Origin of the sequence: Reyranella sp., assembly GCF_965279625.1 — a bacterium.
Taxonomy (GTDB): Bacteria; Pseudomonadota; Alphaproteobacteria; order Reyranellales; family Reyranellaceae; genus Reyranella.
On sequence record NZ_OZ257251.1, the window covers coordinates 4,289,529 to 4,315,805 of the forward strand.

At 66.5% G+C, this 26,277-nt stretch carries 27 protein-coding genes; 14 read left to right on the forward strand and 13 right to left on the reverse strand.

What is annotated here, in order from left to right; translation table 11 throughout:
* Nucleotides 1-9: 9 nt before the first annotated feature.
* From ACQY78_RS20820 to ACQY78_RS20885, 14 genes are all read left to right on the forward strand, one after another.
* Nucleotides 10-915, forward strand: a complete 906-nt coding sequence (locus ACQY78_RS20820; RefSeq protein WP_428678218.1) for a branched-chain amino acid ABC transporter permease — start codon at nt 10-12, stop codon at nt 913-915.
* Nucleotides 912-2,072 carry a branched-chain amino acid ABC transporter permease gene (locus tag ACQY78_RS20825; RefSeq protein ID WP_428678219.1) on the forward strand — a complete coding sequence of 387 codons (1,161 nt, stop codon included), beginning with the start codon at nt 912-914 and terminating at the stop codon, nt 2,070-2,072. Before ACQY78_RS20820 ends, ACQY78_RS20825 begins: the two co-directional genes overlap by 4 nt.
* Entirely contained in the window at nt 2,072-2,857 is a 786-nt protein-coding gene (locus ACQY78_RS20830) for an ABC transporter ATP-binding protein (protein ID WP_428678220.1), read from the forward strand. Before ACQY78_RS20825 ends, ACQY78_RS20830 begins: the two co-directional genes overlap by 1 nt.
* Entirely contained in the window at nt 2,844-3,542 is a 699-nt protein-coding gene (locus ACQY78_RS20835; protein ID WP_428678222.1) for an ABC transporter ATP-binding protein, read from the forward strand. Before ACQY78_RS20830 ends, ACQY78_RS20835 begins: the two co-directional genes overlap by 14 nt.
* 3 nt (nt 3,543-3,545) lie before the next feature.
* A complete protein-coding gene (locus tag ACQY78_RS20840) occupies nt 3,546-3,932 on the forward strand; it encodes a hypothetical protein (RefSeq protein ID WP_428678223.1) in 387 nt (128 codons plus the stop codon).
* 616 nt (nt 3,933-4,548) lie between these two features.
* Nucleotides 4,549-4,977 (forward strand): hypothetical protein, encoded by a 429-nt coding sequence (locus ACQY78_RS20845; protein ID WP_428678225.1) that lies wholly within the window; start codon nt 4,549-4,551, stop codon nt 4,975-4,977.
* 129 nt (nt 4,978-5,106) lie between these two features.
* Entirely contained in the window at nt 5,107-7,971 is a 2,865-nt protein-coding gene (locus tag ACQY78_RS20850) for an ATP-binding protein (protein WP_428678227.1), read from the forward strand.
* A 103-nt stretch (nt 7,972-8,074) separates the two neighbouring features.
* Nucleotides 8,075-9,190, forward strand: a complete 1,116-nt coding sequence (locus tag ACQY78_RS20855; RefSeq protein WP_428678229.1) for an SMP-30/gluconolactonase/LRE family protein — start codon at nt 8,075-8,077, stop codon at nt 9,188-9,190.
* Nucleotides 9,187-9,771: a hypothetical protein gene (locus ACQY78_RS20860; RefSeq protein ID WP_428678230.1), complete on the forward strand. Its 585-nt coding sequence runs from the start codon at nt 9,187-9,189 to the stop codon at nt 9,769-9,771. The genes ACQY78_RS20855 and ACQY78_RS20860 overlap by 4 nt, the downstream gene beginning before the upstream one ends.
* A gap of 36 nt (nt 9,772-9,807) precedes the next feature.
* Nucleotides 9,808-10,659 carry a VOC family protein gene (locus tag ACQY78_RS20865; RefSeq protein WP_428678232.1) on the forward strand — a complete coding sequence of 284 codons (852 nt, stop codon included), beginning with the start codon at nt 9,808-9,810 and terminating at the stop codon, nt 10,657-10,659.
* Between the two features lie 21 nt (nt 10,660-10,680).
* The gene (locus ACQY78_RS20870; RefSeq protein ID WP_428678234.1) at nt 10,681-11,103 is read left to right on the forward strand and encodes a putative quinol monooxygenase; all 423 of its coding nucleotides are present in this window, start codon (nt 10,681-10,683) and stop codon (nt 11,101-11,103) included.
* A 22-nt stretch (nt 11,104-11,125) separates the two neighbouring features.
* The gene (locus tag ACQY78_RS20875) at nt 11,126-11,875 is read left to right on the forward strand and encodes an alpha/beta hydrolase (RefSeq protein ID WP_428678236.1); all 750 of its coding nucleotides are present in this window, start codon (nt 11,126-11,128) and stop codon (nt 11,873-11,875) included.
* Between the two features lie 126 nt (nt 11,876-12,001).
* Complete coding sequence (locus ACQY78_RS20880; protein WP_428686452.1) at nt 12,002-12,679, forward strand: nitroreductase; 678 nt, start codon at nt 12,002-12,004, stop codon at nt 12,677-12,679.
* 77 nt (nt 12,680-12,756) lie between these two features.
* Nucleotides 12,757-13,089: a hypothetical protein gene (locus ACQY78_RS20885; RefSeq protein WP_428678238.1), complete on the forward strand. Its 333-nt coding sequence runs from the start codon at nt 12,757-12,759 to the stop codon at nt 13,087-13,089.
* On the opposite strand, the gene ACQY78_RS20890 is transcribed toward ACQY78_RS20885, so the two are convergent.
* The 13 genes from ACQY78_RS20890 to ACQY78_RS20950 all read right to left on the reverse strand — a co-directional run bounded on the left by ACQY78_RS20890 (nt 13,073) and on the right by ACQY78_RS20950 (nt 26,269).
* A complete protein-coding gene (locus ACQY78_RS20890; protein WP_428678240.1) occupies nt 13,073-13,828 on the reverse strand; it encodes a cyclic nucleotide-gated ion channel in 756 nt (251 codons plus the stop codon). The genes ACQY78_RS20885 and ACQY78_RS20890 overlap by 17 nt on opposite strands.
* A complete protein-coding gene (locus tag ACQY78_RS20895; RefSeq protein WP_428678242.1) occupies nt 13,743-14,183 on the reverse strand; it encodes an ion transporter in 441 nt (146 codons plus the stop codon). Before ACQY78_RS20895 ends, ACQY78_RS20890 begins: the two co-directional genes overlap by 86 nt.
* A gap of 178 nt (nt 14,184-14,361) precedes the next feature.
* A complete protein-coding gene (locus tag ACQY78_RS20900) occupies nt 14,362-14,715 on the reverse strand; it encodes a hypothetical protein (protein ID WP_428678243.1) in 354 nt (117 codons plus the stop codon).
* Between the two features lie 135 nt (nt 14,716-14,850).
* Nucleotides 14,851-16,755 (reverse strand): adenylate/guanylate cyclase domain-containing protein, encoded by a 1,905-nt coding sequence (locus ACQY78_RS20905; protein ID WP_428678244.1) that lies wholly within the window; start codon nt 16,753-16,755, stop codon nt 14,851-14,853.
* 54 nt (nt 16,756-16,809) lie between these two features.
* Nucleotides 16,810-17,628 (reverse strand): Crp/Fnr family transcriptional regulator, encoded by an 819-nt coding sequence (locus ACQY78_RS20910; protein WP_428678246.1) that lies wholly within the window; start codon nt 17,626-17,628, stop codon nt 16,810-16,812.
* A gap of 111 nt (nt 17,629-17,739) precedes the next feature.
* A complete protein-coding gene (locus ACQY78_RS20915; protein ID WP_428678247.1) occupies nt 17,740-18,924 on the reverse strand; it encodes an acyl-CoA dehydrogenase family protein in 1,185 nt (394 codons plus the stop codon).
* A gap of 106 nt (nt 18,925-19,030) precedes the next feature.
* A complete protein-coding gene (locus ACQY78_RS20920) occupies nt 19,031-19,978 on the reverse strand; it encodes a tripartite tricarboxylate transporter substrate-binding protein (protein ID WP_428678249.1) in 948 nt (315 codons plus the stop codon).
* A 14-nt stretch (nt 19,979-19,992) separates the two neighbouring features.
* Nucleotides 19,993-20,856 (reverse strand): TauD/TfdA dioxygenase family protein, encoded by an 864-nt coding sequence (locus tag ACQY78_RS20925; RefSeq protein WP_428678250.1) that lies wholly within the window; start codon nt 20,854-20,856, stop codon nt 19,993-19,995.
* Between the two features lie 259 nt (nt 20,857-21,115).
* Entirely contained in the window at nt 21,116-22,075 is a 960-nt protein-coding gene (locus tag ACQY78_RS20930) for an OmpA family protein (protein WP_428678251.1), read from the reverse strand.
* A gap of 160 nt (nt 22,076-22,235) precedes the next feature.
* Complete coding sequence (locus ACQY78_RS20935; protein WP_428678252.1) at nt 22,236-23,018, reverse strand: 3-hydroxybutyrate dehydrogenase; 783 nt, start codon at nt 23,016-23,018, stop codon at nt 22,236-22,238.
* Nucleotides 23,019-23,042: 24 nt separating this feature from the next.
* Entirely contained in the window at nt 23,043-23,798 is a 756-nt protein-coding gene (locus tag ACQY78_RS20940; RefSeq protein WP_296328816.1) for an acetoacetate decarboxylase, read from the reverse strand.
* On the reverse strand, nt 23,795-24,904 hold the full coding sequence (locus tag ACQY78_RS20945) for a patatin-like phospholipase family protein (RefSeq protein WP_428678254.1): 1,110 nt from the start codon (nt 24,902-24,904) through the stop codon (nt 23,795-23,797). The genes ACQY78_RS20940 and ACQY78_RS20945 overlap by 4 nt, the downstream gene beginning before the upstream one ends.
* 237 nt (nt 24,905-25,141) lie before the next feature.
* Nucleotides 25,142-26,269 (reverse strand): LLM class flavin-dependent oxidoreductase, encoded by a 1,128-nt coding sequence (locus ACQY78_RS20950; RefSeq protein WP_428678256.1) that lies wholly within the window; start codon nt 26,267-26,269, stop codon nt 25,142-25,144.
* Nucleotides 26,270-26,277: the final 8 nt, after the last annotated feature.

The window sequence follows — 26,277 nt, forward strand, 5'->3', positions numbered from 1 at the left end:
AGCTTCGTCATGTTGTCACAGCAGCTTGTCAACGCGCTCGTACTGGGCAGCGAGTACGCGTTGATCGCGGTGGGATTCACCCTCTATTTCGGGATGCTGAATCTCATCAACCTGGCGCATGGCGCCGTCTATATGGCCGGCGCCTTCGCCGCCGTCGCCGCCTATCGCGCGGCGATCGGCGAGGGCTTTTCGTCGGGCCTGGCGCTCGTGGCGATGTCGATGGGTGGGCTGTTGTTCGCCAGCGCGCTCGGCATGCTGGTCGAGAGGGTGGCCGTGCGGCCGCTGCGGCAGGCACCGCCGCTCGTTTTCCTCATCACGTCGATTGCCGTCTATCTGGTGCTCGAGCAGTGCGTGCTGGTGTTCTTCCCGAACGGCGCCAATCCGCAGGTCTTCCCCGATCCATTCGCCCTGCGTTCCTTCTCCTTCGCAGGCGCGGTGATTGGTGAGGTCCAGATCTTCGTGATTGTGCTCGCGCTGGCGCTGATTGCGGGCCTGCACTTCATCATCAACGGCACGCGGCTTGGCCGTCAGATCCGGGCGATCACGGCCGATCCGATCGGCGCCCGCATGATGGGCGTGAATGTCGATCGCACCGTAGGGTTCGCCTTTGCCCTCGGCTCCGGCCTTGCCGGGATCGGCGGCATCGTCGAGGGGCTCAATTTCGGCTCCGTCTCTTTCACCATGGGCTTCATCGCCGGGCTGAAGGGGTTCACTGCGGCCGTCATCGGCGGCCTCGGCAATGTCTATGGTGCGCTGGCTGGAGGCTTTCTCCTCGCCATCATCGAGGTGCTGGTCAGTGGCTATCTTCCCCAGGGGGCGGCCTACAAGAATGTCGTCACCTTCGCACTCCTGATCCTGTGTCTTCAGCTTCGCCCCGACGGCCTGCTGGGCACCAAGAAGAGCAGCCGCGTATGAGCGCGCCCTCGGTCGAGATCGCCGTGGCGCGCGGCACCCGCGACGGGCTGGCCCGCGTCCTAGCCGCTGCGCTGGCAGTTGCCATCCTCTGTCTGATCCTGGTCGGAATGCACATCCAGGCGGCCAACCTGATGCTCGTCTACCTGGCGGTGCTCGCCTGTGCCGGCGGTGCCGCGGCCTGGATCGCGCGCCAGCGCCTGCCCCTGGTGGCGGCGATTGGACAGCAGAGCGGAATATTCGGGGCCGTGGCGCTGATGGGCGCGGTGCTCCTGCCGTTGATCCTGAACGACCAGTACCAGGTCCATGTCCTGGCAATGGCGGGCATCTTCGCGCTCATGGCGCTCGGGCTCACGGTCACCATCGGTTATGCCGGTCTCGCGGATTTCGGCTACGTCGCCTATTACGCGATCGGCGCCTATACCTCGGCGCTCCTCAACGTTCGTTTCGGCCTCCCGTTCTGGGCGTGCCTGCCTTTGGCAGGCATCGTGGCGGGGCTGCTCAGCCTGTTGGTGGCTTTCCCGGCGATCCGGGTGAGGGGGCATTACCTCGCCCTTGTCACGCTGGGCTTCTCCTTGATCGTCATCCAGCTCATCAACAATCTTACCTGGCTGACGGGTGGGACGGAGGGTATCTCCGGCATCGAGACGCCGGTGCTGTTCGGCTGGGACTTCGCGGCGCCGATCAAACTCGGTCCGATCGCGCTGCCCGGAGAGGCAAGCTACTACATGCTCGTCCTCTTCGTCCTGGTCCTCGCCTTCGTCATCCTCTCGCGCATCACCCGGTCACGCTGGGGGCGCATGTGGACGGCGATGAGGTTGGATGAGGTCGCGGCCGAGGCGGCGGGTCTCAACATCACGCATCTCAAGCTGGTGGGCTTCGTGACGGGTTCGTGTCTGGGCGGACTGGCCGGTTCGCTCTATGCGCACATGGTGGGCTACATCGATCCTTCGAGCTTCCACACGATGGATTCCATCCTGCTGCTCGCGGTGGTGGCCATCGGCAACTGGCGTCTGCCGGGCGTGCTGGCCGCGGCCCTGATCTTCGCGGTGCTGCCGGAGAAACTTCGCGCCTTCGAGGAATACCGGCCGCTCCTTTTCGCGCTCGCCCTGCTGATCATCATGATCATGCGCGGACGGCGGATGATGGCGGCCCGCTGATGACCTCCATCCTTTCCGTCCGCAATCTGGCCAAGCATTTCGACGGGCTGGTCGCCGTCGATGATGTGTCTTTCGACGTTCCCGCCGGCAGCATCGTGGGCATTATCGGTCCAAACGGGTCGGGCAAGACGACATTGATCAACATGATCACAGGCGTCTATGTCCCGAGCGCCGGCGACATCCTGTTCGACGGACAGTCGGTGGCGGGGCGCAAATCGTTCGAAATCGCTCGCATCGGCATAGCGCGCACCTTCCAGAACATCCGCCTGTTCGACGAGCTGAGTGTGCTCGAGAACGTCATGGTGGGCGCCGACGCGGCGCGCGGCGGCGCTTACTTCTCGGCGCTCCTCGGACTGGGAGCCGAGTTGCGACGGGAAGCGGACGCCGCGCGCGATGCGATGGCATTGCTTGCCGCGTTCAGCGACGACCTCGTGCGACGTGCCGACGTGCAGGCGGGCACCTTGCCATATGCCGACAAGCGGCGCCTCGAGATCGCCCGCGCACTTGCGCTGCGTCCGCGCCTCCTGCTGCTGGATGAACCGGCAGCTGGCATGTCGCCCGATGAGATCCGCACGCTGGTGCGCGAGATCAAGGGGCTGGCGGTGGGCGGTCTCACGGTGATCCTCGTCGAACACAAGATGAGGCTGATCGAGGGCGTGACCGACAGCGTCATCGTGCTCGATCACGGCAAGAAAATCGCCGATGCGCCGTTCGATCAGGTCCGTCGCCAGAAGAACGTCATCGAAGCCTATCTCGGCCGGAGTTATGCCGATGCTCAGTCTTGAAGGCGTCAGCGCCGGCTACGGCCGCGCCAAGGTCCTGAACGATGTGTCGATCAACGTCTCGCCGGGCGAGATCGTCTGCCTGCTGGGCAGCAACGGCGCGGGCAAGTCGACGACGCTCCTGACCATCCTGGGCCTCGTGCGCTCGTGGAGTGGCAGCGTATCGCTGGACGGCCAGCAACTCGGCTCGGATACCGCCGAGATCGTGAGGCGGGGCATCGCCATCGTGCCCGAAGGCCGCCGCATCTTCGCGCCGCTGACCATCGAGGAAAATTTGCGGATGGGCGCCGAAGCGCGGCGCTCGACCTCGGCCGAGTATCAAGACGATCTCGACCGGATGTTCACTATGTTCCCCGTGCTCAAGGAACGACGCCACGATGTCGGCGGTGTGCTGTCCGGCGGGCAGCAGCAGATGCTGGCGATCGGACGCGCCCTGATGGCAAGGCCGCGCTACCTGTTGATGGACGAACCCTCGATGGGCCTGTCACCGGTGCTCGTCGACCAGGTGCTCGACACGATCGGCGAGATCCAGAACCAGGGCGTGTCTGTACTCGTCGTCGAGCAGAATGCCTTCGCCGTCCTACGCATTGCCCATCGCGGCTACGTCATGCAAGGCGGCCAGATCGTCCTGCAAGGCACCGCGGAATGGCTGCAGCAGGCGGACATGGTGATTGAGGCTTACTTGTAACCTTTGGCTGCGGAAGGCCTTGGTCTGGAAGCCGGCAAAGCAAGCTACAACCTGATCCCGGTTAAGGTGTCCACCAACTGGCGCACCAGATACAAGCCCGTGCCGGCGATCAGCGCCAGCAGTCCATCCGAGCGCGATGCGGAAAGTCGCATCTCGACGCCAGGACGCCAGTACATCGTCCTTTGCCTCGGTGGCCAGCACGAGAATCGGAGGCTTTTCACTCAGCTTGTAGAAGTTTGCGAAGTACGACGCATCGAGGGTGGTGAGCACGACGCCGGCGAACGAGGCGTGGCGTTGATTGAAGCGTCGCGAGCCGGGGATGATCCGTTGTCCGCCGGAGCGGCTCTTGCAGGATTGCCGATCACAAGACCTGGGTTGGGCGATGCCTGATGCCGCTTGAAATATTCGCAGTGGCCGTTGTCGAAGGCGGCAAGGTCCATTTCAGGACGCCGCAGATAAGACTTGGCGCATGAGGCGAATGCGGCTGTCCTTCGCCTGTGGCCGTTTCATGCCTGTTGCAACCCAAATTGCTCTACTCGGGAAATGACTTGGCCAGCACGGTGAAGATCACTCAATAATCGCATCTGCATGGCAATTTCCCAATTGGCCATGCAAATTTCAGTCGATTTCGATACTGCGTCATTCGGTGGAAACGAAGGGCCGTCCGCCACGTCCGCGAGACAAGCAGGCCCGCAATTGCAAAATATCGCAGTGATAGAGCAATTAGTCTTGGAAAGCAGAATGGGCAATAGTCCAACAATAATTGCCGGTACAAGCGAGTTCAGGACCGAATGTGACCGTGACAGCCTCCTTACCACGCAGGTGCTAGACGCGAGATCTGCTCCAACGGCGCGTCGCTTTGCCTCGGCGAACCGAGTCGCGGGCCTTGTGCCTGTCGACGGCTCCTCCCCTGCCGTCGCAGGATATTGCAATGACACCGCAAATAGTGCACTTTTTCTGTAATATTCGGTCAGCCTCTGAGAATGGCTTGGGGAGAGAATCGGCAATGCCTGTGCATTGGACCATCAATTCGGAAGCGAGGCTTTTCGAGGTTTCCTGCAGTGGCCTGGTCGAATCGGACGAGATTTACCGGATGCTGGATGTCCTGGTCGGCTCGGATGCTCTCGGATACCGCAAGCTGTTCGACGGCAGTCGGGCCGATACGCAGATGGGCGCCCTGGAAATACTGAAGATCGGCGTTCACATGCGCAGCCTCCATCGTGACGGCGTGGCTCTCGGCCCCCTGGCTGTCGTCATCCCCGAGGAAAAGTACCCGCTGCTTTCCCGGATCCTCGGAATCCTCGCGGCGCCCCGCCGGCCGATGCGGATTTTCACCAGGACCAATCAGGCGCGAAAGTGGCTGGAGACTGCCAGCGTTCGCGAGAGCATCCTCGCGCCCAGTCAAGAAGCGGCTCGCCCTCGCGCAGCGCGGTGAACGTCGGGGCCGTGGTCGATTCCCGTATGGACGCCGTTGCCGGGCCGCTGCACCATCGCGGGCCGGCCCGCCCTGTCGCTCCCTGCTTCGCCGGTCGTCATCAGCCTTCCGATCGGTCTTGGATGCGCCATGAAAGTTCGGGCTGCCGTTGAGCCTCCGTCGGCGGAACACTCGTTTTCGTTCGACGGGTTCTGCCTCATCCCGCGCCGCCAGCTGCTGCTTCGCGATGGCGAGCGCGTGAGGATCGGCGGCCGCGCGCTGGACATTCTCACCCTGTTGGTCGAGCGGGCGGGCGAGCTGGTCTCCAACGCCGACCTCGAAGCGCATGTCTGGCCCGAGACGTTCGTCCATGCGAGCAACCTGAAGGTCCACATCGTCCTGCTGCGGCGGATCCTGCGGGAGGCTTCCGGCGATCCGCAGGCGATCGTAAACGTGCCGGGGCGGGGCTACCGTTTCACGCGGCCGGTCGCGCGTCGCGGTCGCGCCGCTCCTGTGTCGGGCCGACCACGGAAATCGGTGCGCCGGGCGTTCGACGCGCTCCCCCGCCTGTTCGGTCGCGAGGAGGAGATCGGGCGTCTGATGGACGCGCTTTCGGCGCATCCTCTGGTCAGCATCGTCGGCGCGGGTGGTGTCGGCAAGACGACACTTGCGCTGGCGACCGCCGCAAGGCTCGGGCGGCGTTTCGAGGCGCCAACCTGCTTCGTCGATTTCTCCTCGCTCGACGACCCGCAGCACGTGGTCCAGTCGATCACCGCAGAACTGGGCCTGCGTGCCGATCCGGGTGATCCGTTGGGCAGCATCGCCGATCATCTGCGGGCCACGCCGCGGCTGCTGATCCTCGACAATTGCGAGCACCTCGCCGCCGCCATCGCCGCCGCGCTCGAGCGCCTCGCCGCCGGCCTCCAGGGATCCGCCATCCTGGCCACGAGTCGCGAACCGCTGCGGACGCGGATGGAGCATGTGCTGCGTCTCGCGCCGCTCGCCTGTCCCGCGGACACGTCCCGGATCGCGGTGGCCGAAGCCTTGCTTCATCCTGCCGTTGCGCTGTTCGTGGCGCGCGCCGGCGACTGTGGCACGTTCTCGCTCCGTGACGACGAGGAGGCGGCGTCGGTGTCGCGCATTTGCCGGCGGCTCGATGGCTTGCCTCTCGCGATCGAGCTTGCCGCGAAACGGCTGGGAACGATGCGGCCGGCCGAACTGCTGCAGCGGCTACAGGATGGGCTCGATGCGGTGGGGTGGGGCGATGCGGCTGTGCCGGCGCGACAGCGGACGCTGACCGCGACGCTCGACTGGAGTTACCGGCTGCTCTCCGCGCCCGACAGCCTGATCCTGCGGTTCGTCGCCGTGTTCGCGCGCGAATTCGCGACGGCCGATGCGGTCGCGCTGCTCGCGCCGCTCGGCCTGTCGGAGGCCGACATCCTCGCAGGTCTGGAGAGCATCGCGTCGAAGTCGTTCGCGACGGTCGAACTGCGGCAAGGTCAGCCCTGCTATCGCCTGTTCGAAAGCGTGCGCCACTATGGCATCGCGCAGCTCGATGCCGGCGGCGAGCGCGAGCGGGCGCGTCTTCTGCATGCCCGACATCTGCTCGAAGTCGTCGAGCGTGCAGAGGAGGAATGGGAGTGGCAGGTGGCCTACGAATGGGTGGGACGCCACGGGGCTCGCCTTGACGATCTGCGCCACGCCATTGCCTGGGCGTTCGGCCCGACCGGAACCCCGTCCATGGGGGTCCGGCTCACCGCGGCGGCGATTCCCCTGTGGGAAGAACTGTGCTCGGTCGACGAAGCGCGTCTTCGGGTCGCCCATGCCCTCGACGTCGCTCGGTCCCTGCCGGACTGCGACGTCCGGCTCAAGGCGAAGCTCGCTTTACGCCACGCCTGGACGTTGACCTGGTCGCAGGTTCGGCTTCCCGAAACGGCGGTGCCATGGACCGAGTGTCTCGATCTCGCGCGGGCGGCGGGCGACAGCGAATATGAGCTTCGCGCGCTGTGGGGACTTGCGACTTACGAGACCTTCACCGGACGGACGGTTGCCGCCATCGATCATCTGCGGGCGTTCGACGCGCTGGCCGAGCGGACGGGCGACCCTTCCGTCCAGCCCGACGGGCAGCGGCTGCTGGCGCTGGCGCGGGCTTATGTCGGCGAGGTGAGGCAGGCCGACGAAGCGCTGGAGCGGCTGGCGCACCAGGTCAACCGCTTCGAGAAGCAGGCGCGCGTCACGCGCTTCTCGATCGACCGCTACTGCATCATCCGCAGCTCGCTCGCCTTCACGCAGTGGCTGCGCGGCTGCACCCGCTCGTCGCTCGCGGCCGCGACGCAGGCGGTCGAGGCCGCGGTCGCGCTCGATCATCCCGTCTCGCTCGCCAACAGTCTGGTCTTTGCCGGCGTGCCGCTGGCTCTCTGGACGGGGCAGCTCGATCGCGCCGAGGCGGGCCTGGCCCTCCTGCGCACCAACCGTGCCATCCGGAACACGTCGGTGTGGCCGCGGCTCGCGCGCTTCTTCGAGGCGTCGCTTGGGCACGCACGGGGCGAGCGTGCAGCGGTGGCGTCCATGCGTACCGCACTCGACGAGCTGCTCGAGACAGGCTTCGTGACGCGGGCGCCGATGTACATCGCCATGCTGGCCGAGGCGCTGCTGGAGCAGGGTCGCCTCGACGAGGCCGGGGCGCGGCTGGACGATGCGGAACGGCGGCTCGCCCTCTATGGCGAGCGCTGGTGCCATCCCGAACTCCTGCGCCTGCGCGGACGGGTCGAGGTGGCGCGCGGTGAAGGGCAGGCCGCGGAGCGCCTGTTCGAAGCCGCGATCGGGGAGGCTTCGGCGCTCGGGACGCTGAGCTTCGAGCTCCGCGCCGCCTGCGACTTGGCGCGCTCCCTCGCCGCGCGCGGTTGCCGCGATGCTGCGATGGGGGCCCTGACTAAAACCTCTGCGCGTTTCACCGAGGCGGGTCCGGAAACCGAAGTCGGTTCGGTGAGATCGCTGATGGAAAATCTCCGCTGACCGAAGGCGCGTGACCGCCCTTGATTCTTAACCACAATTAACTCGTCAGGCCGGCGAGCGGCGACGCACTGTGGCGTGTGCCCGTTTGCAGTGGGTCGGTACGATGAGAGTGTCAGTTGTCCGAGGTGGTGCCGGGGTCGCGTTGGTGCTGGTGGCCGGCGTGGTGGGTTACCTCTGCCTCTGGCCGGTGCCCGCGGATCCTGTGGCATGGTCGGCCGGGACGCCGCCCGGCTATGTCGGTGTGCATGCCGCGAACACCCGGCTCGCCGGCCTGCGGACGATTCCCCTGGGAGAGGAGTTCGGGCCGGAGCAAGTCGCCATCGGCCCCGACGGGCGGCTGTACGCCGCGATGACCAGCGGCAACCTGGTGCGGATGCAGCCGGACGGCACGCAGCAGGAGGTGTTTGCGCAGACCGGCGGCCGGGTGCTTGGCTTCGACTTCGATTCCGACGGACGCATGATTGCCGCCGATGCGATGAAGGGCTTGCTGGCGATCCATCCCGATTCGCGCGTGGATCTGTTGGCCGATCACGTGCGGGCCGGCGATCCGATCGGCTATGCCAACTCCGTCGTCGTGGCGCCGGACGGCACCGTCTACTTCACCGATGCCTCCGCCCGCTTTGCGCCCGCGAACTGGGGCGGCACCTACGAGGCGAGCATCCTCGACATCATCGAGCAATCTGCCACGGGGCGAGTGCTGGCCTACGATCCGGCGCGCAAGTCCATCCGGATCGTGGCGCACGGTTTCTCGTTCGCCAACGGCATCGCGCTCTCGGCCGATGGCCGGTCTCTGTTCGTCAGCGAGACCGGCCGCTACCGGGTCTGGAAGATCGACGCGAACGCACACGACGTCGACGTGAGGCGGGGCGGCGCTGGGACCACCGTGCTGCTCGACAATCTGCCGGGCTATCCCGACAACCTGATGCGCGGGCGCGACGGGCGGATCTGGGTCGGCCTGTTCAAGCCGCGCAATCCCGCCGCCGACAGCCTCGCCGGCTGGCCCTTCCTGCGGAAGGTCCTGCTGAGATTACCGCGCTCGCTGCTGCCGCTCGGCCGATCCTACGGCCACGTCTTCGCCATCGACGAAAGCGGCAAGGTCGTGGAAGACCTGCAGGATCCCGACGGTGCCTATCCCGAGACGACGGGGGCGACCGAGACCGCCGACCGGCTCTATATCCAGAGCCTGCATGCCCGAATGATCGGCTGGCTGCCGCGATGAGGGCACGGTCGTTCCTCGCCCTGCAGGCGATCGTCCTGACCACGGCGATGGGACCGGTACTCGCGCAGGCCGACGTGCGGGCGGGCGCGAAGGAGGACATCTATCTTCTTCGCAGCATCCGCGAGCCGCAGACCGCCGACGCGGCCTGGTGCCATCCGGACAGGATCGGCTTCGAACCCTTCCCGACCGACGCGGAGCGTTTCTTCTCCTTCTGGAGCGTGCAGTCGCGCGCCGAGGACGGCAGGGTCATCGAGGCGCAAGCGGGAAGGGTCGCCGAGCTGCGCGGCTGCTTCGGTCCGACCGCCGAGCCCGCCCGCCAGAACTTCTATGCGGAGATCCGGCTCGGCCCGCTGCTGGTGCAGGGACGGGGCGAGTGTCTTGCCCTCGCGCTCGACTTTCCCGAACAGGGGCTGTTTCCGGTGCGATGCCAGCTCGTGTTGCGCGAGGCCGGTCCCTATGTCGGCGGCCTCCTGACGACAAATACGCTGACCAGTAAGGCGCCCTTCGGCGCTGTCACGGAGCCGCCCGGTTACGCGCAGGCGTCGATCGCCACGATCCGCCTCTGGAAGGCAAAGCCCTAGTTCGACGATCATAGGTGAAAGCGAGGTTGCCGTATCATGACCGACCGTGCCGAAGAGACCGACCCGCAGCGGCGCACCCTTCTCGAAGTCGCGGGGGCGGCGATGCTGGGCGGACTGATCGCCGCCGGCGCCGCGCCGGCCGTGGCCCAAGGCACCCGGCAGCCGGACACCACGCCGCAGGACAAGGATTCGCTCGGCGCGCGCCTGCGCGGCGTGCAGCATTTCGGCCTGACGGTCCAGAACATGGAGCGCGCCTTCGCCTTCTATACCGAGGTGCTGGGCGGCACGGAAATCATGCGCGACGGCGATTTCCAGGGCGAGCGCATCCACAACACACTCCTGACCGCCGAGGAGATCGAGGCGCGCGAGCGGCACGTCAACCCGCGCGGCCGGGGTGTGCCGGACCTGCGCGGCGGCGCGCAACGGCTGGATGTACGCTTCATCCAGTTCGACAACGTCGTACTCGAACTGCTGCGGTATCGCGACGCCGGTCAGCCGATGGGCGGCCCGAACGCCTTCGCCGAGCCGCTCGGCCATATGAGCCCGGCCTTCCCGCGCATGATGCACATCTGCTTCCACATCGGCGACGATGTCGACTTCAACCTCTTCATCCGCGACCTCGAAGCCGAGAGCGCACGGCGCGGCATGATTCAGGTCCGCGCCAACCGCGTGGTGACGGTCACCTCGGAAGCGGAGCGCAAGGCGGCGCCGCTCGAGGCGAACTCCAATCCGATCACCGAAGGCAAGTCGAACGGCTGGCGGCTGATCTACTGCCGTGGGCCGGAGGGCGAGCAGCTGGAATTCGTGCAGGCGCTCGGGCCGGTGAAGCAGGTGTTCGACGGCGCGCTCGAGGCACGCCGCCAGCTTGTCGCGTCGCGCCGCCGCTAAACGTCGACGTCAGGAGAAGTCATGCCGCGCATCCTGCTTCGTGCCGTCATCGCCTTGCTGATCGCCGCCGCTGCGCCGGCGGAGGGCTCGGCAGAGGAAAGAGGAGTCGTCCGCTATGGCGCCATCCCCGCTGGGGCCTATGCGGTGGTTGCGGAGGTTCGGGCAAAGCTTGGCCAGGAGGCGGCGCTTCGTGAGGCTACCCTCCCCCTCGTGGCGAAAGTGCGCGGCGAGCCCAACAACCTTGTCTATTTCCTCCACGAGGACCGCGCCACGCCGGGACGTTTCGTCTTCTACGAAGTCTTCGCCAGCAAGGCGGATTTCGAAGCGCACAACGCCACGCCGCATGTCCAGGCCTGGTTCAGGCGCCTGCCCGAACTGGCCGAGGGTGGCGTGAAGGTCATCCAGATGGAAATTCTCGGCAGTCTGCCGGCACAGGCGCGCTAATCGAATCGAAGGAAGTTCCATCATGAAGTCCGGCAATGAGACCGTGGCGGCGCAGGCCGCGCCAGATCCGGTGGGCGAGAAGCCCGTCATCGTCCTGGTGCACGGCGCCTTCGTCGATGGATCGGGGTGGGCTGGTGTCCATCGCCTCCTGCGCGAGGCCGGCTACGTCGTCGTCGTCGTCCAGAACCCGACGACGTCTCTTCCCGATGATGTCGCGGCCGCCCGGCGGGCCATCGCGGCGGCCGCTCAGGAAGTCGTGCTGGTGGGCCATTCCTATGGCGGGGTCGTCATCACCGAGGCGGGCTCCGATCCGAATGTGACCGCGCTCGTCTATGTGGCGGCGTTCGCGCCAGATCGCGGGGAATCGGTTTCATCGATCGTCGCGCAGGCGCCGGCCGGCGCGCCCGCCTTGCCGATCCTGCCGCCGGTCGAGGGCTTCCTGATGCTCGATCCGGCGGCCTTTCCCGGCGTGTTTGCCGCGGATGTTCCGCCGGGCTTGGCGACGTTCATGGCCGATGCCCAGCAGCCCTGGGGAGCCGCTGCGCTCGACGGCAAGGTTTCGTCGCCGGCATGGGCGACGAAGCCGAGCTGGTATCTGATCCCCCGGGACGACCGCGTCATCCCGCCCGACGCTCAGCGCGGCATGGCGCTGCGCGCGCGATCCACCGTGCGCGAGGTGGCGGGAAGCCACGCCGTCTACGTTTCGAAGCCCGAGGCGGTCGCGGCCTTGATCGAGGAGGCGGCCCAAGCGTCTCGCGGCAAATCGAGATAGCCGCACGGGGGCAGTCTCTTGCAGGAGCGTTTGATTTGCGGCGAATCGTGCAGCTTGTCTTGCACAATGGCCGTATTGCCGGAAGAATTGCACCTCATTCACGAGGCATCCGGGGAACCAGGGGCAATGCAGTTCGATGACGTCATCCTCGGCCGCCGGAGTATCCGCGGTTACAAGCTCGAACCGGTTCCCAGGGCGCTGATCGAGGAGATCATCGCGCTGGCGATGCGCGCACCCTCGTCGATGAACACCCAGCCATGGAATTTCTACGTCCTCACCGGCGAGCCGCTGGACCGGATCCGCGCCGGCAATACGGAGCGGATGCTGGCGGGCGTCCCGCAGTCGCGGGAGTTCCGGACGGGACAGCCCTTCGCGGGTCCCCATCGCGACCGGCAGGTCGGCGTCGCCAAGCAGTTGTTCTCCGCCATGGGGATTGCGCGCGACGACAAAGACATGCGCCAGGACTGGGTGTTGCGCGGCTTCCGCCAGTTCGACGCGCCGGTCTGCGTGATCGTGACCTACGACCGCGTCCTGGACGGCAGCGACGATACGCCGTTCGATTGCGGTGCTGTGACGACGGCGCTGGTCAACGCCGCCTGGTCGCGCGGGCTCGGTGCCGTGATCAACAGCCAGGGCATCATGCAGTCGCCCGTGGTGCGCGAGCATGCGGGTATTGCCGACGATCAGGTCATCATGAAGAGCATCGCGCTAGGGTGGCCGGATGAAAGTTTCCCGGCCAATGCGGTCGTATCCGAACGGAAGTCCGTCGGTGAAGCCACGGTGTTCGTCGGCTTCGGCGACTAGGTCTGCCGCCGGACACCGGCGGCACCGGCCCGAGGATCGGAGTTGCGCGCCGGACTATTACGCGGCACCGTCGCGGCATGGTTCGTGTCGCCAGCATTCTCCTGCCCCTCGTCCTTCTCGCCGGCTGTGACGGCTTCCGGGTCGGCCGTGACAATCCGCAGCCCTCGCCCGGCTGGGTCGGTCACACTGTGGCCGACTTCGCGGCCCGCAATCCCGCGGCAAAGCAAATTCATGAGCAGGACGCGCTGTACGTCTTCGAGAACAGTCCCGGCTACGGCAAGTGCGAGGTCATCCTCAAGACCGACGGCCGCTTCATCACCGACGTCGTGAACCTCTGTGCGCCGGGCTCGCTCTGGCTAGCGCCGCCGTCGCACCGGACGGATGCGGCAGCGGTTACAGAAGTTCGGTGATGTAGGCGGCGATCCTCGGGAAAGACTCCAGCAGCCAGTTGACCTCGAGGGGCGCCAAGACCAGTAGTTTGACCACCGTTTCGGTGCGGACCGATCTTCGGGCGAGGGCGTTTCGGCCGCCGAACGCATCTCCTGGACCGAGCCGCTTGCGGTTTCGTCCCACTTCGACATCAACCTTGCCCTCCGCGATCAGATACAGCGACGTCACGGTCTCGCCGCGCCTCACGATGTACTCGCCCGCGCCAAAGGTCCGGGTGCCAACCGACGGAAGAAGGTTGATGATGGTGCCGGCGTCGATCCCGGCGAAGATCGGCATCCGCGCGATCAATCCGCCCGTTACGACGAAGTTCTGCCGCGCGATGATGCTGACGAAGGCCGTGGCGACGATGCCGGCGGGCAGGGCGAGCATCAGCAGGCCGACGACCATGGTGAGCGCTCCCACGATGCGGCCCCAGACGGTTACCGGCACGACGTCGCCATACCCGACAGTGGTCACCGTGGCGACGGCCCACCACATCGATTCGGGAATGGAGCCGAACTTGTCCGGCTGCGCCCTGTGCTCCAGCACGTAGAGGAAGCCGGCGGAGATCAGAACCACCGACGCCAAGATCAGGACGCACGCCGCCAGCGCGTGACGCTCGGCGCGCACTGCCTCAACCAGAGAGTGGAAGCCGGGCGAGTACCGCGCGAACTTGAAGAAGCGCAGGAGCCGGATCAGTACGATCACGCGCAGGGTCAACAGTGGTGAGCTCGCTCAAGATGAAGGGCGCGACGGCGACGAGATCGATCAGGCCTTGGACGCTCAGAATCCAGCGGAGCCGTGATCGCCAGGCCGGCTCGCTGCTACTGAAGGTTTCGTCTGGGGCGATCCAGACCCTGAGCAGATACTCGGCGGCGAAAATGAAGAGGGAGACGTTCTCGATCGCATCGAAGACGGTCCCGTAGGCGGCGTCCAGACCCCTGACGGTGCTGAGGACCGACGTTGCGACGTTCAGCAGGATCAGGGCAAACAAGGGATAGCGGACACACAGGACGCCCCGGTCCCGATGGCCATGCCCGCCCAGGAGCTGCGAGGTTCGCCGCCTGAGATCCAATACACCCGCCTCGCCTCAGTCGGCCGCCGAGTCTGCTCATCGCAGCTTACTCGACGCTTACGGCTCGGATCGCCGGGGGCACCGACTGTCCAAGCCGCCTCCACGCAGCAGGTGCCACTCGCAAAAAGCGGCTCTCTGAGGAGCCGCTTTGTCGCAATGAGAGGATGGGCCGCAGTCTTTACTGCGTGCAGGGGAGGACCTGGCGCTGATCGGCGATCGAGTAGGAAGCCGGGCCGCAGGGCGCCTTGCCCGAGGCTTGCTCGGCCTTCGGCGTCGGCGGCGTGCAGGGTAGCACGGTCTGGCGCTGGTCGGCGACCGAGTAGCTCGACACGCCGCAGGCTGGTTGGCCGGACTCGGTCTTGGTCGTCGGCGGAGCGCAGGGGACGACCTGGCGCTGATCGGCGGTTGAGTAGGAGGCCGGGCCGCAGGGCGTCTGAGCCGTCTGCTGGGCGGTCGCCGAGGTCATCCACATAGCGGAAGCCGAGAGCACGGCCAAGGCCGCGAGACTTCCCATCGCAAGGATACGCATCATCCAGTCTCCCATTTTTGTGCAGCCGAATTGATCGAACGGCTGCACGCTATCGGGGAGTCGGGGAGCGCTCTGTGAAGCAGGTTACACAGGGCGCGAAGAATTTCGTGTGCGTGTGCGACGATTGAAGCGGACGCGCTACGGCGCGTTGGCCGTCGACGTCGAGCGGTCCATCAGCACGTCGAACTCGCCGCGGCTCGTGCTCACCGAGAACTGGAGGGTCCGGCCGACGGCATGCCCCGAAATCACGAAGGGACCGACGACGTTGCCGGTGCCGCGGATCGGCACCGGGCAGTTGAGGTCGCCCGAGCCTCGGACATCGCCCGTCAACGAGACGGTCATCGAGAAGGCACTGGCGCTGCAGCCTGGAACGTCGATCGTGCCGGCGCCGCTGCCCCCCGAAATCCGAATGCGGGCGGTCACCATTTGCTGCGGGGCCCGCCGCGCGCCAACATAGGCGCCATCGAAGACGTTGGTCGGCGCGGGCGGGGCCGGGGGTGGAGCGGGCACGACGTTCGGCGCTTCCTCCAGCCTGCGATGCTCGTCGTCCCAGCGCGCGATCGCGGCGGCAGCGCCCGCGAGCAGCTGCGCGCGCTGCCCGGCGTTCAGGAAGCCGGTCGCCGGTACACCCATCTTCTTCTGCCAGCCGGCGATCATGTCGCGCGTGCGCGGGCCGAACATGCCGTCGGTGCCGCGTGTGTCGAAGCCCAGCGCGGTCAGCGCGACCTGGAGGTGCTGACGGTCGGCGACGGCGAGATGCAGCGCGCTCTCTGCGACTTCGGCCTCTACCTTGGCCCTGTGCGTGGCAACGATCGCGGCCTCTGCATCGGCCTTCTGTCTGGTTGTGGCTTCGAGCTTTTCCTCGGCGCGCCGCCTGGACGCGGCCTCCTCGTCGGCCTTCTGCCTCGCCGCCTGCGCCTGCACCAGCGCCACATCCGCTAGCCGCTTGTTCTCCGCCTCCAGGGCGGCCTTCTGCAGTGCGTCCTGCTCGGCCTGGCGCAGCGAGGCCATCTCGACCTCGGCCCGGCGATGGGCCTCGTCCTCCGCCGCGCGCCAGGCTGCCGTGTCGGCGAGTTGCTGCTGGCTGGCCGTCGCCGCTTCGCGCCGGATACCTTCGATCTTCAGCCGAAGCTCGGCGAGGTCGGCTTCCGCCTTCTGCCGGTCGAGCCGTGCTTTCTCGAGATCGGCCACGGCCTGCCGCAGCGCTTCGGCATCGGCCTCGGCCTTGCGTTGCGCCTCTTCTTCGAGTCGCTTCTTCTCGGCGGCCGCCGCATCGGCCGCCCGTCGCTCGATCAGGAGCCGTTCCAGATCCTCGGCCTTCAGCGCCTGCAGTTCGGCGAGGGTCGGCGGCGGACGCGGTGCAAAAGCGACATAGGCGATGCCGGCGAGGGCGACGCAGCCCACGACCGCGGCGGACCACAGGGCCAGGCGCACGCGCCTCGCGGCGTGGGGCGACGGCGCCATCGACGGCCAGACATGGGCTGCCGGCGAGATCTCCGGTACCGCCGGCCAGTCGGCGGCATCCCAGTGGACGACAAAGGCGCTGATCGGTCGGTCGATATTCTTCAGTTCGAGGTCGCCAAGCTGCTCGAAGCGGGCCTTGTGCCGCCCCGCCACGGCCTCCCAGACGTTGCGCGACACGACGATGCCGCCCGGCGCAGCCTGTTCCTGCAGGCGTGCGGCGACGTTGACGTCGTCGCCGTAGAGGTCGTCGTGCTCGACGATGACGTCGCCGATATGGAGGCCGATCCGGAAGGCGATGGCGTCGTCGGCCGCAACGTCGCGATTGGCGGCGGCCATTGCCTGCTGGAAATCGATGGCGGCGGCCAGCGCATCGACGGCGCTCGCGAACTCGACCAGGCCGCCGTCGCCCGTCAACCGCACAGTGCGCCCGTCATGGCGCCGCACGATGGGCGCCAGCCGGCGCGTAAGGTGCTCCAACAGCCGGGCCACGGTGCCGCTCTCGTCTCGGCCGATCAGCCGCGACGATCCCACCACGTCTGCAAAGAGGATTGCCGCCAGCCGGCGACGTTGTCGATTCACGGGACCATCCGCCCCTTGCTGTCCAGCGACTCTAGGAGGCACCGCACTCCCTGGCTACCCGCCGTCGATGATCCCGTGCAGCGCATCGAAATCAAGTACGGTCAGGCGGCTGCGCCCCAGTTCGACGATCCCGGCCTCGCGCCAGATCGCAAGCTGCCGGCTCACGATTTCGCGCGAGACGCCCAGCGTGCGTGCCAGCTCCTCCTGGGAGATGTGGATGGTCGCGGCAGTCGTGTCGGTTCTTTCCGGGCGGCCATAACGATCCATCAGGACAACCAGCTGCTTGGCCAGGCGCGTGGCGACCCCGAGGAAGGCCGAGTCCTCGACGAGGTCCGTGGTGCGCCGAAGCCGGCTGCACAGCAGCGCGATGATGCGCATCGTGGCCTCCGGCCGCTGGGCAAGGAACGGCTGGAACACCGCGCGGTTGAGGAAGAGCAGCTCCGAGGGCTCGCGGGCGATCGCCGTTGCCGTGCGTCCCTTGCCGTCGAGCAGGGCGATTTCGCCGAAGAACTCGCCGGGCCCGAACATGTTGAGGATCAGCTCCTTGCCCGCCGCCGATTCGACGGTGACGACGACCCGGCCGGCCAGCACGCCGTAGAGCCCGTCGCCGGGATCGTCCTTGCGGAACACGACATGCCCCGCGGGAACGCGCCGGCGCAGTGCATGCGCCAGCAGCTCGCGGCTTTCACTCTCCGTGAGCGCGCCCAGGAACGGATGCAGGCGGAACAGGTCGTGCGGCGTCATCAGGGGAACGGTGTCGCGGATGCGTGCCACGCGGCGCGGCGCGCCCTGGCTCCGATGTCCGCATGAATAGGCCGCGTCGTCCAGTATCGGGCGTTCGCCGCCGGGACGATGCTGCAGATCGTCTGTCATGGTGCCTCCGCACCCGGTCGCCTCTCCCGGCGATCGACTCCCCATGCGACGGCGGGCGAAGCTTGTCTGTGACATACCGCACACAGAAGCGGCGGTTGTGCGATTCGCTTCTCAGAGGTTCTGGAGCTTGTTCTCGACGCCCAGGATATGGCGCCCGACCATCTCGACATGACCCATCATCGCCTGCAGGTGCTGGCTGGCGCTCATGGCGTCGCGGAAGCGGCGCTCGAACGGCGCCGAGTCCAGGATCGCGGTCGTTCCGGCGGCGCGATAGGCGGCGATCGAAACATCGGTCGCCTCGTTCATGCCGTGTGTGGTCGCAAGGCGCAGCCGCATGCGGCCGTCGACGTCGAGCGTGCCGTTGGCCGCCGCGTCGTAGACCTGGGCCACCTCGGCATGCAGGTAGGCGCGGGCCGCCGACAGGCGCGCTTCGAGCAGGGCGATTTCGCGTTGGATCGCATTGTTGGCCGACATGGCGTTGATCGATGCCCGGCTGTGCTTGCCGCGCGCCAGGTCGATGTAGGTTTCGAGCATCCGTCGCGCGACGCCCAGCGTCACGCTGCAGAAGCCGCTGGCATAGAGCAGCGTCGACATGATCGTGTAGATCGGCCCGGGCTCGCGCCGTTCCTCCAGCGCATCGCGCGCCGGCGCCTGGGCATCGGGAATGAACAGATCCGTGACCGTGTAGGTGTCGCTGCCGGTGCCGCGCAGGCCCAGCACGAACCAGTCGTCGACGATTTTCGCCGCGCTGCGCGGGAAGACGAAGCTGCGGTCGTCAGGTCGGCCGTAACGATGATGCGGCGTGCCGTCGGGGTTCTGCACGGCACTGTGAGCGCCCATCCAGGTCGTGTGCCGGCCGCCGCTGGCGAAGCTCCAGGTCCCGCTCAGCCGGTAGCCGCCCTCGACCCGGATCGCGCGGCTTGTTCCGTTGCGTGCGCCCCAGGCGAGGCCCACGCCGGGATTGCCGAAGAGGGCCGCCGCCGTCTCGGGCGGCATGGCCGCGGCCGAGGTCGCCGAGGAGACGTTCGACTGGTTCACGAACCAGGCGGTGCTGGCATCAGCCCAGGCGATGGTCTCGACAGTTCTGCAGAAATCGAGCAGCGGCAGTTCCTGCCCGCCCAGGCTCAGGGGCAGCAGCAGGCGCAGCATGTCCTGGCCGATGAGCGCGTCCACCACTTCCGGCGCGACCTCGCGCCGGCGATCCATTTCCGCGCCGTGTCGGTCGAGCAGCGGCTGCAGGGCGCGCGCCCTTTCCGGGGCGCTGAGGGTGGGGGCCGGCTGAACGAGCGTGTCCATGGAATCCTCGGGGCTGCGTCGTGCGTCTGCTCTCGCATCCATACTGGACCGCCCGGACAGCCGGTCAATCGATCGGCCACGAATGCCACTACCCAGCGAAAGGGGCCTATCCCGCGATGTCGGCTGCGACGCGCCGGTCGCGCGCGACCGCCGTCGCGATGGCGGACGGTCCGTCGAACTCCAGGGGGATCTGGGCGAGGCGGGCCTGGGTCTGCATCGACCTGTCGCTGCGCAATCCCACCAGCGCCGCCGTCAGCCGCTTCGCCACCGCGGCCGGTGTGGCGGCCGGCGCGAAGATGCCGAAGCTGATCGTGTAGGCGAGCTTCCTGTCCCCCACCAGTTCGGCCAAGGTCGGCACGTCCGGCAGTTGCGGCGAGCGCGCGGCGCCCGAGGTCGCGAGCACGCGCAGCTTGGGGCGATTGCGGGCATTGTGCAGCAACGCTGTCCGCGTATCGACGACCGCGATGTCGGCGCGACGCGTCAGCAGCAGGTCGACGGCGGCATTGCTGCCCGTCACCTCGATCGGCGCGAAGGAGAGATTCAGGCGGCGTTCGACCAGCGCCAGCAGGAGGCCGATGGTCGAGTCGGCGCCCATTGTCGCCGCCCTCAGGCGGGCCGCGCGGGCGGCGGCGAGCAGGCCCGGCCAGTCGCGGATGTCGGAGAGTTCGTTGACCGCCAGCGCGGTCGAGAAGCCGCGCGTTACCTTTGCGATCGGCTGGAGCCGCGACAGCAGCGGCTCGGCCGGCGTCTCCTGCAGCACCAGGTTCAGGATTTCGGCGATCAACAGCATCCGCCCGTCGGGCTCGGCGTCGATCACCTGGAGGGCGGCCCGGCGTCCGGCCTGGCCCAGCGTATAATCGAATTCCACCGGCTCGTTGAGCGCGGCCGAGAAACCGTTCTGGATCAGCTGGGCGCAGAGGTCGGTGGGATTGCCGACGCCGAAGCCGCAGATCAGGCGAACGGCCTCCGACGCGGCATCGGCGCGGCGGCCGATCAACGCGGTCGCGGCCACCGCCGCCGTTCCTCGCAGCGCGTCGCGTCGGGCCAGCTTCATGCGCCGATGATACGTCAACGCGCGAGCGCGGTCTCGCTGGCCGGGTCGCCGGCGATGCGGCTGTGCCACATGATGCGCTTCTGGGTCATGTCCCACGGCGTTGCCTGGTGCAGCAGGCAGCGATTGTCCCAGAGCACGGCGTCGCCCGGCGCCCAGTCGTGGTGATAGACTCGCGGCGGCTGGCAGGCGAAGTCGATCAGCTCCTGCAGGAAGCTCTCGGACTCGGTCGGGTCCATGCCGGGAATGGCGTGGGCGTGGCGGCCAATCAGCAGCGACTTGCGGCCGGTCTCGGGATGGCTCTTCACCAGCGGCCGCAATGGCACAGGGCCGTCGTGCAGCCCATAGCCGCTGTATTCGCCGTCCCCCGTCTTCGTGTGGTGGCCGAGCTTCGACTGGCTGTAGTGCAGTGAGTGACGGGCCTGCAGCGTCTCGACGCGCGCCTTCAAGGTTTCGTCGAGAGCATCGTAGGCCGCGCGCATGTCGGCGAAGCCTGTCTGGCCACCGACGGTAGGCACGACCTCGGCGCTGAACACCGCGCCCTTGGCCTGGACCGGCATGTAGGTGCTGTCGGCGTGCCAGCCCATGTTGCCCTTCAGGATCTTCATCATGTCGTCGTTGTCGGTCTCGACCCGCAGGCTGCCGTCGGGCCGCACGTTGCTGATCGCGGCCATCTCGAACTCGAGCGGCCCGACGCGGCGCGCGAACGCGATCTGCTCGTCACGGTTGAGATGCTGATCGGGGAAGACGAGAAGGGCGTACGCGAGCCAGGCAGCATGCAGTTCGCGCCAGGCGGCCTCGTCGAGTTCGGCGAGCTTCACGCCGGTTATGACGGCGCCGAAGGTGGCGTTGAGTGGAGCGATGTGGAAGGCGCGTGCCATGCGAATCCTCCTGGTCGTTTTCGCCAGTCTAGGATCTTTTCGGGCCAGGTAGAATCACCTTCCTCCCATTCAAATGGGGAGGTAGCGGCGCCTGGAGCTGACGGCGGGAGGTATCGTAGACCGCTCTTTCTTCGGCGCTCACGGACATCGCGAAGCGATGTCCTGACGCTCCTAACGGCCGAGCTTCGCTCGGGCCAGCCCCAAAAGAGAACGGCCGGGCGAATGCCCGGCCGTTCGTGCCTTCCGATGAGGGATCCGGTTACTGGATCACGATCTCGACGCGACGGTTCTGCGGCTCACGCACGTTCGGGCCGGTCTGCACCAGCAGACCCTGCTCGCCACGGCCGAGAACGGCGATGTTGGTCGCCGGCACGCCCTCGCGAACCAGCGCGTCCTTGACGGCGTTGGCGCGACGCAGCGACAGCGCCATGTTGTAGGCCTCGGTGCCCGACGTGTCGGTGTGACCCGTCGCGGTGATGCGGGCGTTGCCCTTCTGCTTGTAGGCGCCCGCGGCCTGTCGGATCGTGGTCAGCGCCTGGTCACTCAGGTTCGCGCGATCCCAGTCGAAGAACACCATGAACGACGGCGGGGCGACGGCCGGCGCGGTCGGCGCCGGCATCGGCGCTGCGGCCGGCTGGCCGAACTTGTAGGCGACGCTCAACATCGTCGTGATGTTGTTGTTCTGGTACGCGCCCGGGTTCGTCGTGCCGTAGTAACGGCCGTCGAGGTTCACACGGAAGTTCTGATCGACGTTCCAGCCAAGGCCGATGATGCCCTGGTAGGCGAACTGGGTGCTGCAGAGCGAGCAGCCGTTGATCGAAGAGTCGGCGAAGGCGATACCGGCGCCGGCGCCGATATACGGGGTGATCGTCGCGCCCGGGATGAAGTCGTAGAGCAGGTTGGCCATGACGGACAGCTGCTCGATGCGACCGCTGGTGTTGCTGAAGACGTTGCCGAAGTTGGCAGTGCCCGTGCCGTTGTTGGACCGGAACACGCCTTCGAGCTCGATCCTTGGACCCACGAAGTCGTAGCCGACGAAGCCGCCGACCGCGTAGCCGAGGTCCATATTGTAGTTATTGTTGTTCAGCAGCCAGTTCAGGCCGCCTTCACCACCGATGTAGATACCGGGGTTGGACGGGCCGGGACTCCACATCGACTGCGCGTTAGCGGCCATGGGAACAGCCATCAATGCTGCAGCAGCGAGAAGTGCCTTCTTCATTTTCAATACCTCGTTGGGTGAAGCGTCCGGGCTGACGGACGCACGCCTGACCAACGAGGGTTGCGTGGATTAAGTTGCGGTTGCCGGGGAACCCGGGGGCACTCGCCCTGCGACCGTGGCCGCAGGGCAACAGTTTGGCAGGTTCACTGCATGATCAGGCTTACTGCATGAACCAGCCGTGGCTGACCACGGCGGACTGCCCGCTGTGCACCGTGCTCTTGGCGGCGGCGTAGAAGAGGACCGCGTCGGCCACGTCGTCGGTCGTCGTGAACTGACCGTCGATCGTGTCCTTCAGCATGACGTTCTTGATCACCTCTTCCTCGGTGATCTTCAGTTCCGCGGCCTGCTCGGGAATCTGCTTCTCGACCAGCGGCGTGCGCACGAAGCCCGGGCACACGACGTTGGACGCCACGTTGTATTCCGCGCCTTCCTTGGCCAGCACCTTGCTGAGGCCGATCAGGCCGTGCTTGGCGGTGACGTAGGGCGCCTTGAGCTTGGAGGCTTCCTTGGAATGCACGGAGCCCATGTAGACGACGCGGCCGTACTTGGCCTTGTACATGTGCTTCAGGCAGGCTTTCGTCGTGAGGAAGGCACCGTCGAGATGGATCGACAGCAGCTTCTTCCAGTCGGCGAAGGGGAAGTCGACCAGCGGCTTCACGATCTGAATGCCGGCATTGCTGACCAGGATGTCGATCTTGCCGTACTTGGCGATGGTGTCGGCGACACCCTTCTCGACCTGCGCCTCGTCGGTGACGTTCATGGCGACGGCGAAGGCATCGCCACCCTTGGCCTTGATCTCGTTGGCGGTCGCCGTCGCGGCGTCGAGATTGAGGTCGGCAATCACCGGCGTGCCGCCCTCGGCGGCGAGGCGCAGGGCGATTTCCTTGCCGATGCCCGAAGCGGCGCCGGTGACGATGGCAATTCTTCCTGTGAAACGCGACATGGCTGATCCTTTTCTCTGTGCCGGTTACTTTGCGAGATAGTCAAAGACCACTTCACCGAGGCCCAGCGTCAGGTCGGTGACATAGTGGCTGGCCGAGACGACCTCCCGCACCGGCAGGCGCGAGACGTCGCACATGGCATGATCGAAGAGCTGGAGGGCGGCGGGGCCGGTCCAGGCGCCCTTCACCGTCACGTCCTCGCAGTAGTAGCGCACGAGCTCGCAGATGCGGGGCGTGCAGTCGACGTGCGGCACGATCTTGATCATGAAGGCCGGCTTGGCCAGCGCCTTGATCAGCGGCGCGTGGTCGAGCTCGCGATGCTTGTAGCCCATGGTGGCGTTGACGCAGAGCACCGAGCCGTAATGCAGGGTGCAGACCAGCGTTTCGCTCTCGTGGCTGATCTTCGGCGTGGCGAGCTTCTTGGGAAAGCCCCAGATCTCGCGACCGCCGGCGATCGGCGAATTGTCGTCGAGGTACATGGCGTGCACATAACCGCCTTCCTGCACCTGACCGTCCTTGTCCTTGAAGCGCACCGGGATGACCTGTCCGGTCTCGGTGTAGTCGCCGAATCCCGTCGAATCGGGCATGCGGATGAACTCGTAGTTCACGGTGTCGCCCACGACCTCGAGCGGCTCCGGCACCAGCGCGCGCAGCACCTCAGGATCGGTGCGATAGGTGATGACGACGAATTCGCGGTTGTAGAATTTGTACGGCGGCTTCGGATAGCTCGGATTGTTGAGCGGCATCGCGAAGGCGTTCTTGCGGACGTCGTCGATTTTCATTTCTGCGGCTCCTTGCGGCCCTGCAGGGCCAGATCGAACGTGAATACGCCGTCCGGACTCTCCGGACGCTGCAAGACCTCGGGATGCTCGAGCGAGCGGGTCATGTCGGAGTAACCCGACTCCCAATGCTCCTCCATCGTACGGCGGGAGAATTCGTAATCCTTCGACGAGCCCTCGTACTTCCGCGCGTGATAGATCGTGTGGATGATGTTGTAGACCTTGCTGTCGGCTTCCTGCGCCACGAGTTCGGCCTCGGGCGTCTGCCGCAGCTCCGGTGGCATGTCGGCAAGGATCTTCGCCATGGCGCGGCGCAACGCCTGTATCTGCCGGAATTGATCGGTGCCGGCACGCGTGCGGCTGGAGTAGCGGATGTCCTTCATGCGCGTGTCGACCTCGACCATGTCGCGCGGCAGGTCGCCGCGCGCGCTCCACAGGTCGATCTGGAAGGCGAGCGTGTCGGCGCGCGGACGGGCGTCGAGCACCCATTGCAGCGGCGTGTTCGAGACGACGCCGCCGTCCCAGTAGAACTCGCCGTCCACTTCGGCCGCGGGAAAGCCCGGCGGCAGCGAGCCGCTGGCGATGACGTGCTGCGGTCCGATCGTATGGGTATCGTTGTCGAAGTAGATGAAGTTGCCGGTCTTGACGTTGGTGGCGCCGACGCTGAAGCGCATTTCCTTGGCGTTGATACGGTCGAAGTCGACCAGTCGCTCCAGCAGGGCCTTGAGCGGGGCGACATCGTAGTAGGCGAGGTTGCCCGGATTGCCGGCGGGCGTGAAGATCGGCGGCGGGAACCGTGGCTTGAAGAAATCCGGCGCGCCGAACAGCATCGTTCCGAACGAGCGAAGCTGGTTCACGAACTGGTGTTCCATGTCGCTGCTGAACTCGAAGCCCTTGATCGTCGGCAGCCCCAGCGGCGACCGGGTGATGGTCTCCCAGAACGTGCGCAGCTTTTCGATGCGGGTCTCCGGCGGATTGCCGGCGATCAGCGCGGAGTTGATGGCGCCGATCGAGATTCCGGCGACCCAGTCGGGATGCAGGTTGGCTTCGGCCAGCGCCTGATAGACGCCGGCCTGGTAGGAGCCCAGCGCTCCACCGCCTTGCAGCAACAGGGCAATCCGTTCGAAGGGCGGGCGGGGGCGGGGGACGGATTGGGTACTGATCGCGCTTTCTCCCTCGTGGTGCAGCCGCCACGGCGCCGCTTTCTGGCGTGCCGGCCGCAGGGCGGCAATGGCTGTTCCGCAAATTGCAGGCCGAAATTAAGCGGCCGCCATTATGTGTACATTACAAAGGTGAAGGTGGACCAGCCGCGAGGGCGGGATCGCAGGCGCGGCTCGCTCGCCCTTTTACGCCGCCGTGGCGGAGAAGCGCAGGTCGGGCAGGGGCCCGGCGCGGTCCACCGCCGCGCCGGCATCGAATTCCCGCAGTTCCGGCAGCACCGTGCGGGCGAACAAGCTTATGTTCCGCGCCGCTTCCTCGTGCGGCATGCCGGCATAGGAGAAGACGCCGACAAAGGCGCTGTTCTTCGTCTGTTCGTGAATGGCCAGGATCTTCCCGTAGACCTGCTCAGGGGTGCCGTAGACCTGGAGGTCGGCGAAGAACTCGATGGCTTTCTGGTCGCCGTAGACCGCGAGCTTCTCGTTCATCTTGGCATAGTACTCGTAGCCGCGCTGGTTCTTCATGTGGGCGCCGGCGAACTGGTAGTGGTCGAGTACGGTGCGGTAGTAGCCGCCGATATATTTCACGGCCATCTCGCGCGCCCGCTCGGCGCTCTCGTCGACGAAGGTCCAGCCGGCCGAGATCGGCTGCGGCGCGTCGGTGCCGTTGATCTCGCGATAGAGCGCATTGTACTCGGTGAGTTCCTTCTCGACCTCGCGCCACGGCTTCTGCGGGATGATCAGCAGGCCGACCCCCAGCCGCGCCATGATGCGCGCGCTCTCGGGCGACACGGCGGCGGCATAGGTGCGGCCACGGAAGCTCTTGAACGGGGCGGGGCGGATCTCGACCGGCGGCTGGCGGTAATGCTTGCCTTGGTATTCCATGATCCCGGTCTCGAGGCCCTTGAGCAGCGCTTCGCCGTACTCGACGAACAGCTCGCGGCTGTCGCCCATGTCGAGGCGGAAACCGTCGAACTCCACCTTGCCGGCGCCGCGCCCCAGACCCAGGATCATGCGGCCGCCCGACAGATGATCGAGCATGGAGATCTGCTCGGCGACCCGCACCGGATCGTGCCAGGGCAGCACCACGACCATCGATCCCAGCCGCACATGCTTCGTGCGGCCCGCCATGTAGGACAGGAACTGCACCACATCGGGGCACATCGTGTAGTCGGTGAAATGATGCTCCACCGACCAGATCGATTCGAAGCCCAGCGGCTCGGCCATGTCGGCCAAGGCCAGCTCGTTCAGGTAGATCTGGCGGTCGCTGAGAGCCCGGCCGGTATTTTGGAAGACCGCAGCCATTCCGACATGCATGGCGTTAC

Excerpts from the sequence above, each read along its gene's own strand:
- ACQY78_RS20825 (WP_428678219.1), top strand. The coding sequence starts at position 912 with ATGAGCGCGCCCTCGGTCGAGATCGCCGTGGCGCGCGGCACCCGCGAC.
- ACQY78_RS20950 (WP_428678256.1), bottom strand. The coding sequence starts at position 26,269 with ATGCATGTCGGAATGGCTGCGGTCTTCCAAAATACCGGCCGGGCTCTC.
- ACQY78_RS20865 (WP_428678232.1), top strand. The coding sequence starts at position 9,808 with ATGACCGACCGTGCCGAAGAGACCGACCCGCAGCGGCGCACCCTTCTC.
- ACQY78_RS20835 (WP_428678222.1), top strand. The coding sequence starts at position 2,844 with ATGCTCAGTCTTGAAGGCGTCAGCGCCGGCTACGGCCGCGCCAAGGTC.
- ACQY78_RS20855 (WP_428678229.1), top strand. The coding sequence starts at position 8,075 with ATGAGAGTGTCAGTTGTCCGAGGTGGTGCCGGGGTCGCGTTGGTGCTG.
- ACQY78_RS20870 (WP_428678234.1), top strand. The coding sequence starts at position 10,681 with ATGCCGCGCATCCTGCTTCGTGCCGTCATCGCCTTGCTGATCGCCGCC.
- ACQY78_RS20930 (WP_428678251.1), bottom strand. The coding sequence starts at position 22,075 with ATGAAGAAGGCACTTCTCGCTGCTGCAGCATTGATGGCTGTTCCCATG.
- ACQY78_RS20820 (WP_428678218.1), top strand. The coding sequence starts at position 10 with ATGTTGTCACAGCAGCTTGTCAACGCGCTCGTACTGGGCAGCGAGTAC.
- ACQY78_RS20935 (WP_428678252.1), bottom strand. The coding sequence starts at position 23,018 with ATGTCGCGTTTCACAGGAAGAATTGCCATCGTCACCGGCGCCGCTTCG.
- ACQY78_RS20830 (WP_428678220.1), top strand. The coding sequence starts at position 2,072 with ATGACCTCCATCCTTTCCGTCCGCAATCTGGCCAAGCATTTCGACGGG.
- ACQY78_RS20940 (WP_296328816.1), bottom strand. The coding sequence starts at position 23,798 with ATGAAAATCGACGACGTCCGCAAGAACGCCTTCGCGATGCCGCTCAAC.
- ACQY78_RS20900 (WP_428678243.1), bottom strand. The coding sequence starts at position 14,715 with ATGATGCGTATCCTTGCGATGGGAAGTCTCGCGGCCTTGGCCGTGCTC.
- ACQY78_RS20845 (WP_428678225.1), top strand. The coding sequence starts at position 4,549 with ATGCCTGTGCATTGGACCATCAATTCGGAAGCGAGGCTTTTCGAGGTT.
- ACQY78_RS20885 (WP_428678238.1), top strand. The coding sequence starts at position 12,757 with ATGGTTCGTGTCGCCAGCATTCTCCTGCCCCTCGTCCTTCTCGCCGGC.
- ACQY78_RS20850 (WP_428678227.1), top strand. The coding sequence starts at position 5,107 with ATGAAAGTTCGGGCTGCCGTTGAGCCTCCGTCGGCGGAACACTCGTTT.
- ACQY78_RS20875 (WP_428678236.1), top strand. The coding sequence starts at position 11,126 with ATGAAGTCCGGCAATGAGACCGTGGCGGCGCAGGCCGCGCCAGATCCG.
- ACQY78_RS20910 (WP_428678246.1), bottom strand. The coding sequence starts at position 17,628 with ATGACAGACGATCTGCAGCATCGTCCCGGCGGCGAACGCCCGATACTG.
- ACQY78_RS20925 (WP_428678250.1), bottom strand. The coding sequence starts at position 20,856 with ATGGCACGCGCCTTCCACATCGCTCCACTCAACGCCACCTTCGGCGCC.
- ACQY78_RS20880 (WP_428686452.1), top strand. The coding sequence starts at position 12,002 with ATGCAGTTCGATGACGTCATCCTCGGCCGCCGGAGTATCCGCGGTTAC.
- ACQY78_RS20915 (WP_428678247.1), bottom strand. The coding sequence starts at position 18,924 with ATGGACACGCTCGTTCAGCCGGCCCCCACCCTCAGCGCCCCGGAAAGG.
- ACQY78_RS20860 (WP_428678230.1), top strand. The coding sequence starts at position 9,187 with ATGAGGGCACGGTCGTTCCTCGCCCTGCAGGCGATCGTCCTGACCACG.
- ACQY78_RS20920 (WP_428678249.1), bottom strand. The coding sequence starts at position 19,978 with ATGAAGCTGGCCCGACGCGACGCGCTGCGAGGAACGGCGGCGGTGGCC.